The organism is Alteromonas gracilis (assembly GCF_036870955.2).
In the GTDB taxonomy this organism is placed as follows: Bacteria; Pseudomonadota; Gammaproteobacteria; order Enterobacterales; family Alteromonadaceae; genus Alteromonas; species Alteromonas gracilis_A.
This window is the reverse complement of the sequence record NZ_CP145482.2, coordinates 3806758-3824026: the sequence shown is the minus strand read 5'-3', so window position 1 is coordinate 3824026 and position 17269 is coordinate 3806758. Positions and strand designations below refer to the sequence as shown.

Annotated in this window: 10 protein-coding genes, 4 tRNA genes, 2 rRNA genes and 1 pseudogene; 16 read left to right on the top strand and 1 reads right to left on the bottom strand. The window is 43.9% G+C overall.

The window, feature by feature from the left end; genetic code table 11:
* The first annotated feature begins 182 nt into the window (after positions 1-182).
* From V6N89_RS18400 to V6N89_RS18390, 3 genes are all read left to right on the top strand, one after another.
* Positions 183-3056: ribosomal RNA gene (locus tag V6N89_RS18400) — 23S ribosomal RNA — on the top strand.
* Between the two features lie 119 nt (positions 3057-3175).
* A 5S ribosomal RNA gene (gene rrf, locus V6N89_RS18395) occupies positions 3176-3291 on the top strand.
* A 128-nt stretch (positions 3292-3419) separates the two neighbouring features.
* On the top strand, positions 3420-3941 hold the full coding sequence (locus V6N89_RS18390; RefSeq protein WP_338518868.1) for a hypothetical protein: 522 nt from the start codon (positions 3420-3422) through the stop codon (positions 3939-3941).
* A 212-nt stretch (positions 3942-4153) separates the two neighbouring features.
* Here the strand turns inward: V6N89_RS18390 and V6N89_RS18385 are convergent, their stop codons facing one another.
* Positions 4154-5656: a hypothetical protein gene (locus tag V6N89_RS18385; RefSeq protein ID WP_338518866.1), complete on the bottom strand. Its 1503-nt coding sequence runs from the start codon at positions 5654-5656 to the stop codon at positions 4154-4156.
* A 760-nt stretch (positions 5657-6416) separates the two neighbouring features.
* Here V6N89_RS18385 and murB point away from each other — a divergent pair.
* From murB to V6N89_RS18320, 13 genes and pseudogenes are all read left to right on the top strand, one after another.
* A pseudogene (gene murB, locus V6N89_RS18380) lies at positions 6417-7452 on the top strand (UDP-N-acetylmuramate dehydrogenase).
* Positions 7449-8435: a bifunctional biotin--[acetyl-CoA-carboxylase] ligase/biotin operon repressor BirA gene (gene birA / locus V6N89_RS18375; RefSeq protein ID WP_346993079.1), complete on the top strand. Its 987-nt coding sequence runs from the start codon at positions 7449-7451 to the stop codon at positions 8433-8435. Before murB ends, birA begins: the two are co-directional and overlap by 4 nt.
* Complete coding sequence (locus V6N89_RS18370; protein ID WP_338518860.1) at positions 8425-9183, top strand: type III pantothenate kinase; 759 nt, start codon at positions 8425-8427, stop codon at positions 9181-9183. Before birA ends, V6N89_RS18370 begins: the two co-directional genes overlap by 11 nt.
* A gap of 121 nt (positions 9184-9304) precedes the next feature.
* Positions 9305-9380: transfer RNA gene (locus tag V6N89_RS18365), tRNA-Thr, on the top strand.
* A 7-nt stretch (positions 9381-9387) separates the two neighbouring features.
* A tRNA-Tyr gene (locus V6N89_RS18360) sits at positions 9388-9472 on the top strand.
* 33 nt (positions 9473-9505) lie between these two features.
* Positions 9506-9580, top strand: a tRNA-Gly gene (locus V6N89_RS18355).
* Positions 9581-9587: 7 nt separating this feature from the next.
* Positions 9588-9663 (top strand) — tRNA-Thr (locus V6N89_RS18350).
* Positions 9664-9730: 67 nt separating this feature from the next.
* The gene (gene tuf, locus V6N89_RS18345) at positions 9731-10915 is read left to right on the top strand and encodes an elongation factor Tu (RefSeq protein ID WP_338518858.1); all 1185 of its coding nucleotides are present in this window, start codon (positions 9731-9733) and stop codon (positions 10913-10915) included.
* A gap of 838 nt (positions 10916-11753) precedes the next feature.
* Entirely contained in the window at positions 11754-14342 is a 2589-nt protein-coding gene (locus tag V6N89_RS18340; RefSeq protein WP_338518857.1) for a bifunctional diguanylate cyclase/phosphodiesterase, read from the top strand.
* 53 nt (positions 14343-14395) lie between these two features.
* Positions 14396-15733 carry an alkaline phosphatase PhoX gene (locus V6N89_RS18335; RefSeq protein ID WP_338518856.1) on the top strand — a complete coding sequence of 446 codons (1338 nt, stop codon included), beginning with the start codon at positions 14396-14398 and terminating at the stop codon, positions 15731-15733.
* Between the two features lie 91 nt (positions 15734-15824).
* Positions 15825-16001, top strand: coding sequence for a hypothetical protein (locus tag V6N89_RS18330; RefSeq protein WP_338518855.1), 177 nt, complete (start codon positions 15825-15827; stop codon positions 15999-16001).
* A 183-nt stretch (positions 16002-16184) separates the two neighbouring features.
* Positions 16185-16976: a chemotaxis protein gene (locus tag V6N89_RS18325; RefSeq protein WP_346993078.1), complete on the top strand. Its 792-nt coding sequence runs from the start codon at positions 16185-16187 to the stop codon at positions 16974-16976.
* Positions 16958-17236: a hypothetical protein gene (locus V6N89_RS18320; protein ID WP_346993077.1), complete on the top strand. Its 279-nt coding sequence runs from the start codon at positions 16958-16960 to the stop codon at positions 17234-17236. Before V6N89_RS18325 ends, V6N89_RS18320 begins: the two co-directional genes overlap by 19 nt.
* The last annotated feature ends 33 nt before the right edge of the window (positions 17237-17269 follow it).

Sequence of the window (17269 nt, the reverse complement as noted above, 5' to 3'; positions counted from 1 at the left end):
TGAGAAATCGAAAGATGACTTTTTACTCTACTTGACTGAATTGCTTGTTATCTAAAAGCGTTGAAAAGCGTGTCAATCGGCAAGTCCGATTGACAAGACGATAGCAAGGCAATTCTTCCGATTAGCTTGTCATTCATGCGACATAACTCAGACAGAAGTCAAAAGGCTGTTTGGGGTTGTATGGTTAAGTGACGAAGCGTATACGGTGGATGCCTTGGCAGTTAGAGGCGATGAAGGACGTGTAAGTCTGCGAAAAGCTGTGGTGAGCCGACAAAATGCATTTGAGCCACAGATGTCCGAATGGGGAAACCCACCTATTTATAGGTATCGTTACATGAATACATAGTGTAACGAGGCGAACGAGGGGAACTGAAACATCTAAGTACCCTTAGGAAAAGAAATCAACCGAGATTCCCCTAGTAGCGGCGAGCGAACGGGGAGCAGCCCTTAAGCTGTTTAGAATTTAGTGGAATCCTTTGGGAAGAGGAGCGATACAGGGTGATAGCCCCGTACACGACGAGTTCTTTACAGTGAAATCGAGTAGGTCGGGACACGTGTTATCTTGACTGAATATGGGGGGACCATCCTCCAAGGCTAAATACTCCTAACTGACCGATAGTGAACCAGTACCGTGAGGGAAAGGCGAAAAGAACCCCTGTGAGGGGAGTGAAATAGAACCTGAAACCGTATACGTACAAGCAGTGGGAGCCCTTCGGGGTGACTGCGTACCTTTTGTATAATGGGTCAGCGACTTATATTTAGTAGCAAGGTTAAGTGAATAACGGAGCCGTAGCGAAAGCGAGTGTTAACTGCGCGTTTAGTTGCTAGGTATAGACCCGAAACCCGGTGATCTAGCCATGGGCAGGTTGAAGGTTGAGTAACATCAACTGGAGGACCGAACCCACTAACGTTGAAAAGTTAGGGAATGACCTGTGGCTGGGGGTGAAAGGCCAATCAAACCGGGAGATAGCTGGTTCTCCCCGAAATCTATTTAGGTAGAGCCTCGGACGAATTCCATTGGGGGTAGAGCACTGTTAAGGCTAGGGGGTCATCCCGACTTACCAACCCTTTGCAAACTCCGAATACCAATGAGAACTATCCGGGAGACACACGGCGGGTGCTAACGTCCGTCGTGGAGAGGGAAACAACCCAGACCGCCAGCTAAGGTCCCAAAATATTGCTAAGTGGGAAACGATGTGGGAAGGCATAGACAGCTAGGAGGTTGGCTTAGAAGCAGCCACCCTTTAAAGAAAGCGTAATAGCTCACTAGTCGAGTCGGCCTGCGCGGAAGATGTAACGGGGCTAAGCAATATACCGAAGCTGCGGCAGCATGTTTACATGCTGGGTAGGGGAGCGTTGTGTAAGTGGATGAAGGTGAGTTGTAAAGCTTGCTGGACATATCACAAGTGCGAATGCTGACATGAGTAACGATAATGGGAGTGAAAAACTCCCACGCCGGAAGACCAAGGTTTCCTGTCCCATGCTAATCAGGGCAGGGTAAGTCGGCCCCTAAGGCGAGGCAGAAATGCGTAGTCGATGGGAAACGGGTTAATATTCCCGTACTTATATAATCAGTGATGGAGGGACGGAGAAGGCTAGGCAAGCTTGGCGTTGGTTGTCCAAGTGAAAGCGAGTAGGCCGAGAACTTAGGTAAATCCGGGTTCTTAAAGCTGAGACGCGAGACGAGCCACTAAGGTGGTGAAGTTGTTGATGCCCTGCTTCCAGGAAAAGCTTCTAAACTTATGATTATATGAACCGTACCCCAAACCGACACAGGTGGTCAGGTAGAGAATACTAAGGCGCTTGAGAGAACTCGGGTGAAGGAACTCGGCAAAATTGTACCGTAACTTCGGGAGAAGGTACGCCCCTGTTTGTGAACACTTTACGTGGTAAGCAGATGGGGGCCGCAGTGACCAGGTGGCTGGGACTGTTTATTAAAAACACAGCACTCTGCAAACTCGTAAGAGGACGTATAGGGTGTGACACCTGCCCGGTGCCGGAAGGTTAATTGATGGGGTTAGTTCGTACGAAGCTCTTGATCGAAGCCCCGGTAAACGGCGGCCGTAACTATAACGGTCCTAAGGTAGCGAAATTCCTTGTCGGGTAAGTTCCGACCTGCACGAATGGTGTAACCATGGCCACGCTGTCTCCACCCGAGACTCAGTGAAATTGAAATCGCAGTGAAGATGCTGTGTACCCGCACCTAGACGGAAAGACCCCGTGAACCTTTACTACAGCTTGGCACTGAACATTGAACCTACATGTGTAGGATAGGTGGGAGGCTTTGAAGCACAGTCGCTAGATTGTGTGGAGCCGTCCTTGAAATACCACCCTTGTATGTTTGATGTTCTAACATAGGTCCCTAATCGGGATTGTGGACAGTGTCTGGTGGGTAGTTTGACTGGGGCGGTCTCCTCCCAAATAGTAACGGAGGAGCACGAAGGTTAGCTAATCACGGTCGGACATCGTGAGGTTAGTGCAATGGCATAAGCTAGCTTAACTGCGAGACAGACACGTCGAGCAGGTACGAAAGTAGGTCATAGTGATCCGGTGGTTCTGTATGGAAGGGCCATCGCTCAACGGATAAAAGGTACTCCGGGGATAACAGGCTGATACCGCCCAAGAGTTCATATCGACGGCGGTGTTTGGCACCTCGATGTCGGCTCATCACATCCTGGGGCTGAAGTCGGTCCCAAGGGTATGGCTGTTCGCCATTTAAAGTGGTACGCGAGCTGGGTTTAGAACGTCGTGAGACAGTTCGGTCCCTATCTGGTGTGGGCGTTGGATGATTGATGGGAGCTGCTCCTAGTACGAGAGGACCGGAGTGGACGAACCGCTGGTGTTCGGGTTGTCATGCCAATGGCATTGCCCGGTAGCTATGTTCGGAACGGATAACCGCTGAAAGCATCTAAGCGGGAAGCCAGCCCAAAGATGAGTCATCCCTGAACTTTAAGTTCTGGAAGGGTTGTTATAGACGATGACGTTGATAGGCAGGGTGTGGAAGCGTTGTAAGGCGTTAAGCTAACCTGTACTAATTGCCCGAGAGGCTTAACCATACAACGCCCAAAAAGCTTTAGGCTTTTGAGTGTTGTAGACAAGCTAAAGTAAGTAGAGTGAAAAGTAGTTACTCACTGATTGAATTAATATTATCTTTCCCAAATTGTTACCAGTTTTTCCTGGCAGCCATAGCGATACGGTACCACCTGACTCCATTCCGAACTCAGAAGTGAAACGTATTAGCGCCGATGGTAGTGTGGGGCTTCCCCATGTGAGAGTAGGACACTGCCAGGTCCCAATTAAAGAAACCCGCCTTACGGCGGGTTTTTTGCTTTCTGCACATTGTACGTTCTGACGATTTCCAAGACAGCACACAAAATAAGCGTTATGGTATTGATGTACTCAACAGTTAGGAGGTTAGTATGTCTGCCCTGCCATTTAATAATAGTCCTGCACACTTTCGTGGAAACTTTCAGCTAGAGCCAATAACGACGTTATTTAGACAGCATGCAGAACTTGCTTGTCTTGTGTTAATTGCAGTTTTCTTTATTGGAAATGCGTTAATAGAGAGTAATGAGAAACACAAAGTTTTAGCTAACCCGCAAAAAAATGACTTTGTCTATATCGATTACCGCGCTATTGATCCCGCGTCTAATGCCCGTTTTCGCTATGTTCCCATGAAAATTCTTAATATCGAAAACGGCATGTTTACGTTTAAGGTGGGAAACATCGCGCATACGACCCCGGTATCACCTAACCAGCATGCGAAGTTTGATAAGGCATTGCTGCTACGTAATTATTATCGAGCTGATAATTTGGTGCTCAGTAAAGAACAGGTTGATGAGCTGGTGTCAAATGGTGCTATATACGATGCCAGAAGGCCGCGAAATATTTATATCAATGGTTGGATGGTGCTGCATACCGAAGAGTTAGCATCAGAATAACAATGTTTTAAATTGTTTACTTTTACTTAGCCCCATAATACCAAGCGCTTATAGAAAAATAATGCACTGCACACTACTTTATTTTAACTGCAAAGGACAACTTTAAATAAAAAAGCCGCAATTACTTATGTAATGCGGCTTAACGAAAAGCTTACTTAGTTCACACAATGAACTCAAATTTTGCTTAATTACAGAACCTTAGCTTAATGACGTTAATCATACCAATTGTTCCATCTGTCAACGTGAACGATGATATTTTCTAAGTTTCTGCCCGAAAAAATAACAAAGTTAAGTGATTGCCAATCAGCAACGCTTTGTCCCTTATCAATCCATTCTATGCCTAGTCCAAGGTTGAGTGTTTCAACAAGTATATTGTCGGTACCCAAATTTCTTAATACGGTAACTTGAGTATCCTCTGGGTTTGCTATCAACAAGACATGATCAAACGGCGAGTAATTCATCCAAATATCCGAAATTTTTGATATTCGCAACTCTATCGGCGCTACAAAGCTCAAGTCTTCGCTACGAGGATTTCCATAGCTCCATCGAGGTGGCTTGCGGGCGTAAAACGGATAAATGACGTGTCGCTCTGGATCATTCGCGTCCTGGAATACCAGTCCAGAATCATTGAATAAAACCAATTCTAGTTCATCATTAGGAGAGGGTTCTAAATTAATTTGCTCTAGTAACTCAACGCTTCCATCCGGAAAAACATCAATGATTTCAACGCTTCTTAACGCTTTATTAAACGCCACTAGACTGTCATTATGTCTCCCGATCCAGCATAAATCCTCGTTTTGTTCAATAATTGAGCCATTAGAAGATGTTGTTCCTTGAGGGGAGATAATGACACCATTAATATAGTTACAGGTGTTTGGTGGCACGCTCAATATCTCAGCGTTATCTATTTCACCATATACGTTCTCATACTCGTCAACAATTGGCTTTGGAACAATTATTTGGTGATTTTGTGTATCAATCGAAAAGCCATCCCGTACCATGAATTGTGAGTAATCTCTCCCTTCGAGATTTGGTTCCTCTACAACATCACTGACATCTCCATCTATACTATGCAAAAAAGATTTTGCATTGCCGTCATCATCGATTGAAACGCTTGTAATTTGAGAAGAAGTCGGAAATCCCGAGTTATACGGCAAGTCGACTCTGTGAGATATTGCGCCTTTTTGCTCAATAGTTAAAAATTCTTCTGAATACAAATTATTGGCTGGAGTTGTGCCTTGATCTTCGATATTGATTTCAATCTTTGTGCTGTAAACAATGGGCTTTTCGCTGGCGCAACAGTCGCCGTATTTCCAAAAATCCAAATTGAAAACTGCGGTTGCGTTTTCTGTAACATGAGGTATTTGAACTACTATGGAGTTGTCCCAGTAGCTATCGAGTGATTTCCTGTCATCGTTTACGGTTATCGTGAAGTGATTTATGTATTGAGAAGCAATATCTGCGAATAGAATTCGAGGTCCAGACTCTTGGGTAATTGTAACGCCTTCTGCGCCAGCACCTTGTAAGTCCTCTAAAAGCAGCACTCCTACATAGGCCTCATCTAACAAAATTTTCCTATCTTTAACCTGTTTACCACCAATGCTGAATGTATAAGATATTGGGATTGGAGCAATGTTAAAGACTACTGAAACTTGCTCTGCATGGTTTCCAGCGCTATCCGTAACATTGTAGTTTTTAGTGAAAGAGCCCTCCACAGCAGTAGATACATTATCGCCTTCGACAATAACATTATTTGAAATATCACCGTCAATGTCATCCTGGGCGGTAACCGAAAAAGCTTAAGCAGCTCGTCTCCGACAAAGAGGTCATAACTGTATATTTCTGGGCTAATTGAAATAACTGGCGGTGTAGTATCTTGAACTGGAGGTGGAGCTTCTGGATTTGAGCCTCCGCCACACCCATTTACGAAAAATGTGACTAGGCCCAATAGCCCAAGTTTAAAATAATATTCCTTCAATAGTATATCCTTTTACTTTTTCTATATGTCCAATAATCTCACTTCACTAGAATGATTACCGTGCCTGTTCAGTTGGCATTTCGCTACAACTAATCGTAAGCTTATAACCGACATATTAATTAAGCAAGAAGCAGACTTGGTAGCGAGAGTTAATTTAGCGTTGGGACAATAATATAGCCAGAGAAATACATTAAAGTGATCTTTTACAAAGAAGATTTTGGTCGTATCAATTGAACAGCAGAAGAATTCGTGGGTAACTTCAGTTTCAGTGACTAAACGGCTGAGCATTGCTTAAGCGAAATTTAGGGGAATACAATTTAAACTATTGGAATCCCAAATGCTTTCTGAGCTAGTTATGCTAGGAAAGTCTCGAAAACAAACGACGAAAGGCGAGGCTACGCCATTATGAAAGAGGATGACATATTATCATCATTGCGCTTTAATTTGTGTCGCCGTTCCCCTACCATTAGCAAATTGTTCGCAGTTCTAAAAACTCTATGCCTTCACTACAACGTTACAGTACCTTTGGCCTTTCCGCTTCTTGCGACTCTTTACAGTCGTTTACCGATGTCGCTTCATTTCTATCTCTCTTCAAAGCTCATAAGAACAACACTAATAAAGCAATTTATATATTAGGAGGCGGAAGTAACTCAATTTTTACCGATGACTTTGACGGCACAATTCTCGTGAACGAAATTAAAGGCATTAGCCACTTCGATACATTGAGTCATCACTACTTACGTGTAGGTGCGGGTGAGAACTGGCATGACTTCGTAACGCTATGTATGAAAGAGAAGTGGTATGGACTTGAAAATTTAGCGTTAATACCCGGTTCAGTAGGAGCAAGCCCAATTCAAAATATTGGTGCGTACGGCCGAGAAGTAAATGCGTTTGTTGATACACTGGAATGCGTACTACTAGAAACTGGCGAACAGATACTGCTTAATAATGAAGATTGCCAATTTGGTTACAGAGATAGTGTGTTTAAACATGCACTAGCAGACAAAGTGCTGATCACTCACGTAAACTTTAAACTACCGAAACATTACGAACTGGAAGTGAGCTACGGTGAATTAGCTACGCTTACTGAGCCTACTCCAGAAAAGATATATAGTAAGGTAATAGAAGTAAGAAAAAGTAAACTTCCAGACCCGAGTGAACTTGGCAATGCGGGAAGCTTTTTCAAAAACCCAGTAGTTAAGAGAGCCGTGTATCAAGCGATTGCACAAGACTATGAGAGGGTGCCTCATTTTGTGGTGAGCGGAAGTGCTGATTTGCCAGCAAATGAACAAGAGCAAATAAAAATTCCTGCGGCGTGGCTTATCGACCAGGCAGGTTTTAAAGGCAAAGTTTTGAATAAAGTACGATGCCATCCTACACAGCCATTGGTGCTTACTAACTTAGGTGGTGCCACCTAGTAGCGATGTAATAGCCATGGCAAAAAATATCATAGCAAGCGTAAAGAATGAGTTCGGCATATTGCTTGAGCCAGAAGTGCGCCTATTGGGAAACAAAGGACTTATTTCGCTATGAGACAGGCATCAAAAGCAATAAGAAAACATATCTTAGCACTGTTGTCAGATGGGCAATTCCATTCAGGTGAAACCATTGCACAGCAAGTTGGCTTATCAAGAACCGCTGTGGCAGGTCATATTTCCCAATTAGCGGATTGGGGGTTAGATGTCTTTAAAGTAAAAGGCAAAGGCTATCGTTTAGAGCGAGGATTTCCGTTGTTAAGTGCAGATAGCATTAAAAAACATTTGGGTAATACCAAACGAGCAATGATTGATGTGGAGTCAGTACTCCCTTCAACTAATACCGAATTGAAAAAACGCATCGCCAACAGTCGCGATGATTTAGAAAATGGCGATGTTATTTTTGCTGAAATTCAAACCGTCGGTAGAGGCCGTCATGGGCGAACTTGGTTAGCACCTGTTGGTGGGAGCCTTACTTTTTCTATGTATTGGTCATTTCCAGACGGTTACCAAAGTATGGCTGGGTTATCCTTGCTTGTTGGGTTGGCGGTTTGTGATGCACTTAAAGAATTTGGTGTTAACGATGCCGAATTAAAGTGGCCTAATGATATTTACTTGCAAGGGAAAAAACTCGCAGGTGTGCTAATTGAAGTAGAAGGGCAAATAGGTGCTACCGCACATTGTGTTATTGGTATTGGTCTAAATGTATGTGTTCCTGATAACCAATATGATGTTGGCCAACCTCACAGCGACTTAGCTTCATATCTTGGCTCCATACCCGATAGAAATGAGCTTGCAGCTGAAGTTATCAAATCTTTATGGGCTTATTTGCCAAAATTTACTCAACAAGGCTTCGGTCCGTTCGTTCCACATTGGGAGGCGTTAGACCTTTATGCGGATAAACGTATTGTTTTGCAGATGGGTGAAAAACGTTTTTCAGGTATTGACCGAGGTGTTGACGCCAGTGGGGCGCTTTTAGTTGAAACCCAAGACGGCATAACACGCTTTCATGGTGGTGAGGTTAGCCTTCGTGGTAACTAATGAAAACAATATCGACGAAAGTCAGGTGATATTGGTCGATATTGGTAACACTAAAATTAAATATACCCTATTAAGTGATGTCGTAAACGAACCGTATAGCTGCGAAAAGTCAGCTGATTTGTTTTCTTTCATTGATAGTGTGCAAAATATTACGCATTTATATATCGCGTCGGTCAGAAATCAGGAACTGGTTGATGAAATTTCGACCATGTGTGCTGAGCGAAAAATTGTTTTTGTAGAAAAGCACACAGAAAAAGAAGCCTTCGGCATTAAAAATAGTTATGACAACGAACAAAAAATGGGCGTTGATCGATGGCTTGCAATGATAGGCGCAGCAGAAAAAGCAAAAAATGCATTTTTTGTAATGGACGTGGGTACGGCAATTACTGTCGATTTTGTTGCTGATGGTCAACATTTAGGCGGTTGGATTGCACCTGGTTTCCATGTAATGAAAGATTCTTTAGTGGCCTCGACCAAAAAAGTGTTCGCGAATGGTGAAATTCCAACCACCTTTGGGGTAGGGAACGATACAGAAGAGTGTGTCGCTAAAGGATGCCATGCAGCCCTATATGGTGTTTATTTGAGCGCGATTGATTACATATCAAGCAAACGATCCGATTTTGACGTAGTTTTAGGGGGTGGAGACAAAAAAATGTTTGCATTCTTAAAATCTGCTGATAACATGCGCCTCGCTCATTTGGTGATGCAGGGTCTTGCCCGCTACGCTCGAAGTGAACTGATAAAGTAAACCTCGACGTAAGTTTTTGATTAGTTGAAAAATTGGTCAAAAAAGAAAATTGAAAAATTTTCAAAAAGACACTTGCACAGAGTTAAACAATACTCTAGAATGCGCACCCACTTGATGTAGTGCCGACTTAGCTCAGTTGGTAGAGCAACTGACTTGTAATCAGTAGGTCGCCAGTTCGATTCCGGCAGTCGGCACCATCAATCTGGAGGGGTACCCAAGCGGTCAACGGGAGCAGACTGTAAATCTGCTTACTCAGCCTTCGCAGGTTCGAATCCTGCCCCCTCCACCACTTTCTCTATGAGGTGGCCAGAGAATTAGGATTGCGGGCATCGTATAATGGCTATTACCTCAGCCTTCCAAGCTGATGATGCGGGTTCGATTCCCGCTGCCCGCTCCAAATCAGTGCTGATATAGCTCAGTTGGTAGAGCGCACCCTTGGTAAGGGTGAGGTCGGCAGTTCAAATCTGCCTATCAGCACCAGTATATTTCTCCCCAGCTCATGTAAAATTTCTAAATTTTTTAATGTAACTTTGCTGGGATAATAGAAATGGCAAAAGAAAAGTTTGAACGTACGAAACCCCATGTAAACGTGGGTACAATCGGCCACGTTGACCACGGTAAAACTACCCTAACTGCAGCAATCACTACAGTTCTTTCTAAAACTTACGGCGGTGACGCTCAGGCATTCGATCAAATCGATAACGCGCCTGAAGAGAAAGCACGTGGTATCACCATTTCTACTTCACACGTAGAATATGACACTCCTACTCGTCACTACGCACACGTAGACTGCCCAGGACACGCTGATTACGTTAAAAACATGATCACTGGTGCTGCTCAGATGGACGGTGGTATCCTAGTAGTAGCTGCGACTGATGGTCCTATGCCACAGACTCGTGAGCACATCCTACTTGGTCGTCAGGTTGGTATTCCTTACATCATCGTATTCATGAACAAGTGTGACATGGTTGACGATGAAGAGCTTCTAGAGCTAGTAGAAATGGAAGTTCGTGAACTTCTTAACGAATACGAATTCCCAGGTGATGACCTACCAGTTATCCAAGGTTCAGCTCTTAAAGCGCTTGAAGGCGACGCAGAGTGGGAAAAGAAAATCATCGAGCTTGGTGAAGCGCTTGATTCATACATCCCAGAGCCAGAGCGTGCAATCGACAAGCCGTTCATCCTTCCAATCGAAGACGTATTCTCAATCTCAGGCCGTGGTACAGTTGTAACTGGTCGTGTAGAGCAAGGTATCGTTAAAGTTGGTGAAGAAGTAGAAATCGTAGGTATCAAAGAAACTACTAAGACTACTTGTACTGGTGTTGAGATGTTCCGTAAGCTTCTTGACGAAGGCCGCGCGGGTGAGAACGTTGGTGTTCTTCTACGTGGTACTAAGCGTGACGAAGTTGAGCGTGGTCAAGTACTAGCTAAGCCTGGTTCAATCACTCCACACGTTAACTTCGAAGCAGAAGTATACGTACTATCTAAAGATGAAGGTGGCCGTCATACTCCATTCTTCAAAGGCTACCGTCCACAGTTCTACTTCCGTACAACTGACGTAACTGGTGCTGTAGAGCTTCCAGAAGGCGTAGAAATGGTAATGCCTGGTGACAACCTTAAATTCAAAGTTGAGCTAATTGCTCCGATCGCGATGGAAGAAGGTCTTCGTTTCGCAATCCGTGAAGGTGGTCGTACAGTAGGTGCTGGTGTTGTATCTAAGATCCTAGACTAATCTAGACTTAGCAACATAAGCCCAAAAAAGCGCACTTAGGTGCGCTTTTTTTATGTCTTTTGGAAAGTGCGTGAGTGTATGTCCTCTGAAACACGCCTTAAACCCGTCCATGGGGGCTCCGACACCGCATCCCTGCGGTGTAGGGTTTCAGAGGACATACACTCACTCCCTTCTTGAGGCCTAGCAAAAAGTTTGAGGGGGAGAAGTAATGACACGTCGAGAGCCCATGCCAGGGCGCTCTGCCACAGCATCCATGCTGTGGAAGGTTTGAAACGGCATATTGATTTCACTCCCTCAGCATTGGGAAAAAGCTAGTGGGAGAGGGGAAACACGCCGTGAACCCATCCGTGCTTTTGTATTAGCGGCTTCGCAGCTGCATCCATGCAGCTGAGAGTTTTTGATGGGACTTCACTCCCTCTTTAATTGGCATAGCAAAAAGCTTGAGGAGGAAGGTAATAACACGCCGTGAACCCATCCCAGCTTTTATATAAGAGCCCCTACACCGCATCCCTGCGGTGTAGGGTTTCAGAGGACATACACTCACTCCCTTCTTGAGGCTTAGCAAAAAGTTAGAGGGAGAGAAGTAATGACACGTCGAGAGCCCGTCCCTTCTCTTATGTTAGCGCTCTGACACCGAGTCTCGGCGGTGTGGGGTTTCAGGAGGCATACTCTTACTCCTTTGTAATCGGCATTGCGGTAACCAATCACTTGCAGTTAATCGAGTTTGGTACATCTGTTTTGATAACCTTGATTCAACGCAAATAATGTTCGTTTGAATATCTGTAAGGTACGCGGTTTTTAAGTTTGAACCTTTTGCAGACCTTAAGCGAGAAACCTGATGCATTCATTTAAATCAGTATTTAACGAGGACGCGTTTTTATCCATCGTCAAACAGCATCAAGTGCAGATTGCGCAGGAGTTAGCTGCGTTAAACCAACAGTTGCGGGCTGATCAATTATTTTTAGGTGTACGGCTAGACGAGCAGGTCAAAATCCTCGTTACTGCAGACAGTGATTCTGAGTCGGAGGGAATAAGTTATAGCCTTGTTGGTTCTCCATGTGAGCAAGTTATGAACGAGGGAGCCTGCAGCGTTGTCAAAGATGTACAGCTGAAGTATCCGAGAGACAAAGCGCTTAAGCACTTTTGTGCACAAGCATACCTTGGCGCTGGTATTTTCAATGAAAATGAAGATAACATCGGCATATTGGTCGCGCTTTTTACCACACCTCAGCCACATGTTTCACAGTGGTTATATACTTTTACTGTTCAAGCTAAACTGTTTGCAGCTCAAATTCAGAAATACTATCTTGCTCGGCGCACATGCCACCAACTGGCTTTGCTTGAAGCTGTTAGCGATATTTCAAATACAGGGGCATGGGAATATTACCCCGCGACAAACCAACTTTATTGGTCTGAGCAAACGTACCGTATACACGGCATATCCAAAGAGCAGCCAATGACGCCAGAACGCGCAATGTCGTTTTATTGTGAAGATTCACGGGAGCAAATCAAACGTGATTTCAATTTGTTGCTTAACAAAGGGCTCGGTTACAAAGAAGAATTTCAAATCGTAGACAATGATGGTCAGAAAAAGTGGGTTAGAACCTCGGGCAAAGTTGAACTTGGTGTTAATGGAGAACCCAAGCGTCTGTATGGTGCATTTGAAGATATCACTGAGCTTAAACAAGCGTTGGTCATTAGTGAAGAGCGAGCGGCGCGTATTCAGAATATCCTTAATAGTATAAATGATGCGGTTATCAGTATTGATACGGATGGAATCATACGTCATTGCAATGCAGTAGCATCACGCATTTTTGGGTTTTCTCAAGATGAGCTTATCTCACAACCCGTGGAGATCTTGATGCCAGAGCCTTATGCGACAAATCATAAGAAATATATGGTGCATTACGAGAACACGGGTAATGCAAAAATAATGGGTGTAGGGCGTCAGCTTCCAGCTATACGAAAAGATGGGTCAGTATTCCAAATGGAGCTATCTCTTTCAGAAAGCTTTGATATGGGAGAGAAGCGCTACGTTGGAGTGATTAGAGACATAAGTGAACGTCTTGAAGCACAAGATACTATTTACAATCTTGCCTATACGGACTCGGTTACCCACTTAAGAAATAGCCAGTGGTTTCAACAAGAGTTTCAAGACCTATTGTTGCGAGCTGCAGTGCGCAATGAGTATGTGCATGCATTACTGCTTGATATGGACAATATGGCCCAAATAAACACGCGCTTGGGATACTCTAACGGTAATAAAGCGCTTCAAGTTATCGCAGAGAAGCTTTTATTCACTATAGGCCACGACTACGAACTGTATAAGTTTACTAGTGATAGTTTTATCGTGTTGTCTAAACGAACGTTTAAAAAGCAAGAATTGCACTACTTCGAGCCCGCGCTTATTGAGAATGCCTTGTTGAATCCTCGTCACTTTGAAATTGAGTTGGAGGGCGTGCAGTGGCCACTTAGTGCGTCTTTAGGCAGTGCTATATTCGACCCACAGTCGCAGAATTTTGAACGAATAATTAGCGTACTAGAATTGTCGGTTAAGCGGGCGAAGGCATCGGCTCCCTTTGGGTTATGTCATGTATCTAATGACGGTATAGAAGAATTTGACCGATATGTGGCAATTAAAGACAAGCTTAAACCTGCGATTGAAAACGATGAACTATCAATCGTACTTCAGCCTCAAGTGAATGAGTATGGAGCGTTAACATCATTTGAAGCCTTGGTGCGCTGGCATTCTCCTGAACTTGGTTGGGTCAGCCCGTCAGACTTCATCCCTATTGCAGAGGAAAGTCACGTTATTTGTGATATTGGCAATGTGGTGTTAGAGAAAAGCTTACGAGCAATAAGCATGTTTATCAGAAAGGGTCTAGATGTCAGCATTGCTATAAACATAAGTGCGCGGCAAATCATATTGCCTGACTTCTCTACCTCCTTGTTAGAGAAAGTCAGACAGTATGCCATACCACCTCAATTGCTTATGCTTGAGCTTACAGAAACAGCACTTGTGATGGATATAGCATTAGTAAAACAAACAATGGTTGAGCTTTCACGTTATGGGTTTCGCTTTTCAGTAGATGATTTTGGTACTGGCTATTCGAGTCTTGCTTATCTTAAAGAACTCCCCATTAGTGAACTCAAGATTGATAAGTTTTTTGTCGATGATATATGCGAAGAAAACAGCGGCAAAGCATCTCAAATTGTTGATGCCATTATTGAAATGTCTAAAGCGCTAAAAGTAACTTGCATTGCCGAGGGGGTAGAAACGCAGGCGCAGGTGAACTATCTCACTGAAAGAGGATGTGAGCGATTTCAGGGGTACTACTTTTCAAAGCCGTTACCCGCTAAACATTGGTTGGAAAATGCTTTAATGAGATTTCCAACACGTAAGCAGGCTCTCTCAAAATTGTTATAATGTAACAAATTTGGTGTATGCTACACTCAACCGTTTTTTAAGAGATCGTATTCATGATAACCAGACGTAATTTCATTGTTGGTTCATTAGCTTTTACAGGGCTTGCCGCCAGTGCATTTGGAAAAAGCAGTCATCTTCCTGGAATGAAAACAACAAACGTTTATGGGGCGCTTGTACCAGACAGTCAAGGTCTCCTAGACCTACCTGAGGGCTTCAGTTATAAAGTTATCTCTCACCTGGCTCAACCTATGAGTGATGGGTTACATGTTCCCGATCGCGCCGATGGTATGGGGTGTCTACCCTTAAATGATGAACCAAATAAAGTCGCGCTTATACGAAATCACGAGCTACACCCTAAGCATGTAACAGCTCAGCCGACGTCGTTACAAAAGCACTCGACGCCTTTGGCGTATGATACCTACAACAATGGCATTGCATTACCCGGTGGTACAACAACGCTTATTTATAACATGAGCACACAGAAGGTAGAACGCGAGTTTGTCAGCCTAACTGGAACAGTGCGAAATTGCTCAGGTGGCATTACGCCGTGGGGTACGTGGTTGACGTGTGAAGAGTCGGTAGACAAACCAAATGGTATCGTCAATAAAGAACACGGCTATATTTTTGAAGTCCCTGCAAGTGCTGATAAGTTGATTGAAGCCAAGCCGTTAAAGGCCATGGGGCGTTTTAATCACGAAGCTGCGTGTGTTGATCCCAAAACTGGCTACGTCTATCTAACAGAAGACAGAGGAGACGGTTTGCTCTATCGCTTTGTGCCAAAAGAATATGGGAATTTACAAGCTGGCGGCGAATTACAAGCGTTAGTTGTTAAAGGTAAACCTCAATATGACACGCGAAACTGGGAAGCACCCTCTATGCCCCTGTCTACGTGGCTTGAAGTTGATTGGGTCACACTAGAAAATCCAGAGAGTCCAGAAGATGACTTGCGCGTGCAAGGATACGAAAAAGGAGCGGCACTCTTTGCTCGAGGTGAAGGGATCCATTGGGGAGATGGCGAATTGTATTTCTGTTGTACCAATGGTGGTGGTCAACAGCTGGGACAGGTAATGCGATTAACACCTTCGGACAACGGGGCAGATTTACTGCAATTATTTGTCGAAAGCGAAAATAAGAACTTGTATAACTTTGGCGACAACTTAACAGTATGCCCTAACGGTCACTTATTAGTGTGTGAAGACCAATATACCGATATCGTCGACAACCACTTAAGGGGCGTTACGCCGAACGGAGAAGTTTACAACTTTGCGAGGCTACACGCGCAAACTGAATTAGCGGGGGCGTGTTTTTCTCCAGATGGCGAAACCTTGTTCGTCAATATTTATTCACCCACCCAAACTCTTGCAATTACAGGTCCTTGGCTCAAGGGTTAATCGCATTATTCAATCTTTGGGATTAACTTTACTTGTTTTAATAGTTTTTTTAAATAATGGATGATGTGCTCACGATGAAAAGGAGAATGTTATGAGCACATTATTTAAAAAGCTAACTTCAACAAAAAAACGCCACGCTTCAATAGCTGACAACAGTGGCGTTCAAACACAGTGCAACTATGCAGATAACTACTATGGTGATCAAATTTGTGTTGCTGTTAAACCTATAAAACCTCGAATCAACTTCCACGTTGGTGTGCAGATATAGTGTATGTCGCGGGTAGTAGTCTTTTTCATTTAAGCACTCATGCTACGAAGGTTTAATAAAAAATGTCATGTTTCCCTCTTATAGTGAAAAGGGTGGTATTTATCACTTTAGGCACGCAGCATTCATAATTCTGTTCTGCGTGACGCTAGAGTACTTGCCTGTTTCTTGCTAGAGGTGGCCTTCATGAAGTTTGATTCTATTAAATCTCGGCTTGTGCTAATGACGCTAATTTGCGTGATGGGGATGGCACTACTCGTTGTTAGTCAGCATTATTTCACTCAGCGCCTGATAGGGTTAAATCAACAACGCGATGTGTTATTGCGGATGGGGCAAGACTTGCTTCAGATGCGAAGGCATGAAAAGGACTTCTTACTGCGCCATGATAGACGCTATTTTGAGAAGTTTGTCGCACAGTCAGAAACGTTTACCGAGAGGCTCAATACCCTTGTTCCAACGTTTAATGAATATCAACTGCCAATAAAAGATGTGGAAAGTTTGTCGATTTCAATCGATGCCTATGCTCGAAAGTTTCAGCAGGTTGTTTCGCTTCAAGAACGCATAGGCTTAAGCGGTGAAAAAGGGGTAAAAGGTCAGATTGCGGAACTAGAAGGAGTCCTATTATCCCGCTTGAAATCAACTAATTCGAACGTGCTGTTATCTCAACTTAAGCTTGCCGTGCGCAATTTTCAGCTAACACAAGAAAGCCAATATGCCCGACAACTCGATGCGCTCAGCCTATCGTTGTTAAATGCCAACGACTCAAATACCGGTTTGCTTGTAACACTCAATCAGTATCGGAATGCCTTACAATCCCTTGTCGATGGTTATATGGCATTTGGTCTTACTCACAATGAAGGGCTAAGGGGGAGTTTAGGCAAAGTGCACATAATGTTGAGTCACAACTCACGCTTATCGATACCGCGTTACAGCCCATTATTGAACAACAAGAAGCGCAAGTGCGTATATACAGTCTAGGTATTGCTGCGCTGACGTCTATCGTACTTATCCTGGTGTTGATCAAAAGCTTTGCTACATTCCATCGCGCTTTTGCTAACTTTGTTATGTTTTTTTATCGCTGCAAGCGGCAATACCAAAAAATTGATACGCGACAGCTTGGGTTTGCTGAATTCAAATCATTAGCCGAACTAGCAAACGAAATGGTAGAGTCACGACAAGATATTGAAGCGAGACTTGCGAGCGTTGAAGCTGAACTCGCCAGTAAAAAGGTAACGTAGCGCGTTTGGATGCGTCACATAGCCTCCAACAAA

Coding starts and splice junctions, on each gene's coding strand:
- V6N89_RS18390 (WP_338518868.1), top strand. CDS start 3,420: ATGTCTGCCCTGCCATTTAATAATAGTCCTGCACACTTTCGTGGAAAC.
- birA (WP_346993079.1), top strand. CDS start 7,449: ATGAGACAGGCATCAAAAGCAATAAGAAAACATATCTTAGCACTGTTG.
- tuf (WP_338518858.1), top strand. CDS start 9,731: ATGGCAAAAGAAAAGTTTGAACGTACGAAACCCCATGTAAACGTGGGT.
- V6N89_RS18340 (WP_338518857.1), top strand. CDS start 11,754: ATGCATTCATTTAAATCAGTATTTAACGAGGACGCGTTTTTATCCATC.
- V6N89_RS18335 (WP_338518856.1), top strand. CDS start 14,396: ATGATAACCAGACGTAATTTCATTGTTGGTTCATTAGCTTTTACAGGG.
- V6N89_RS18330 (WP_338518855.1), top strand. CDS start 15,825: ATGAGCACATTATTTAAAAAGCTAACTTCAACAAAAAAACGCCACGCT.
- V6N89_RS18325 (WP_346993078.1), top strand. CDS start 16,185: ATGAAGTTTGATTCTATTAAATCTCGGCTTGTGCTAATGACGCTAATT.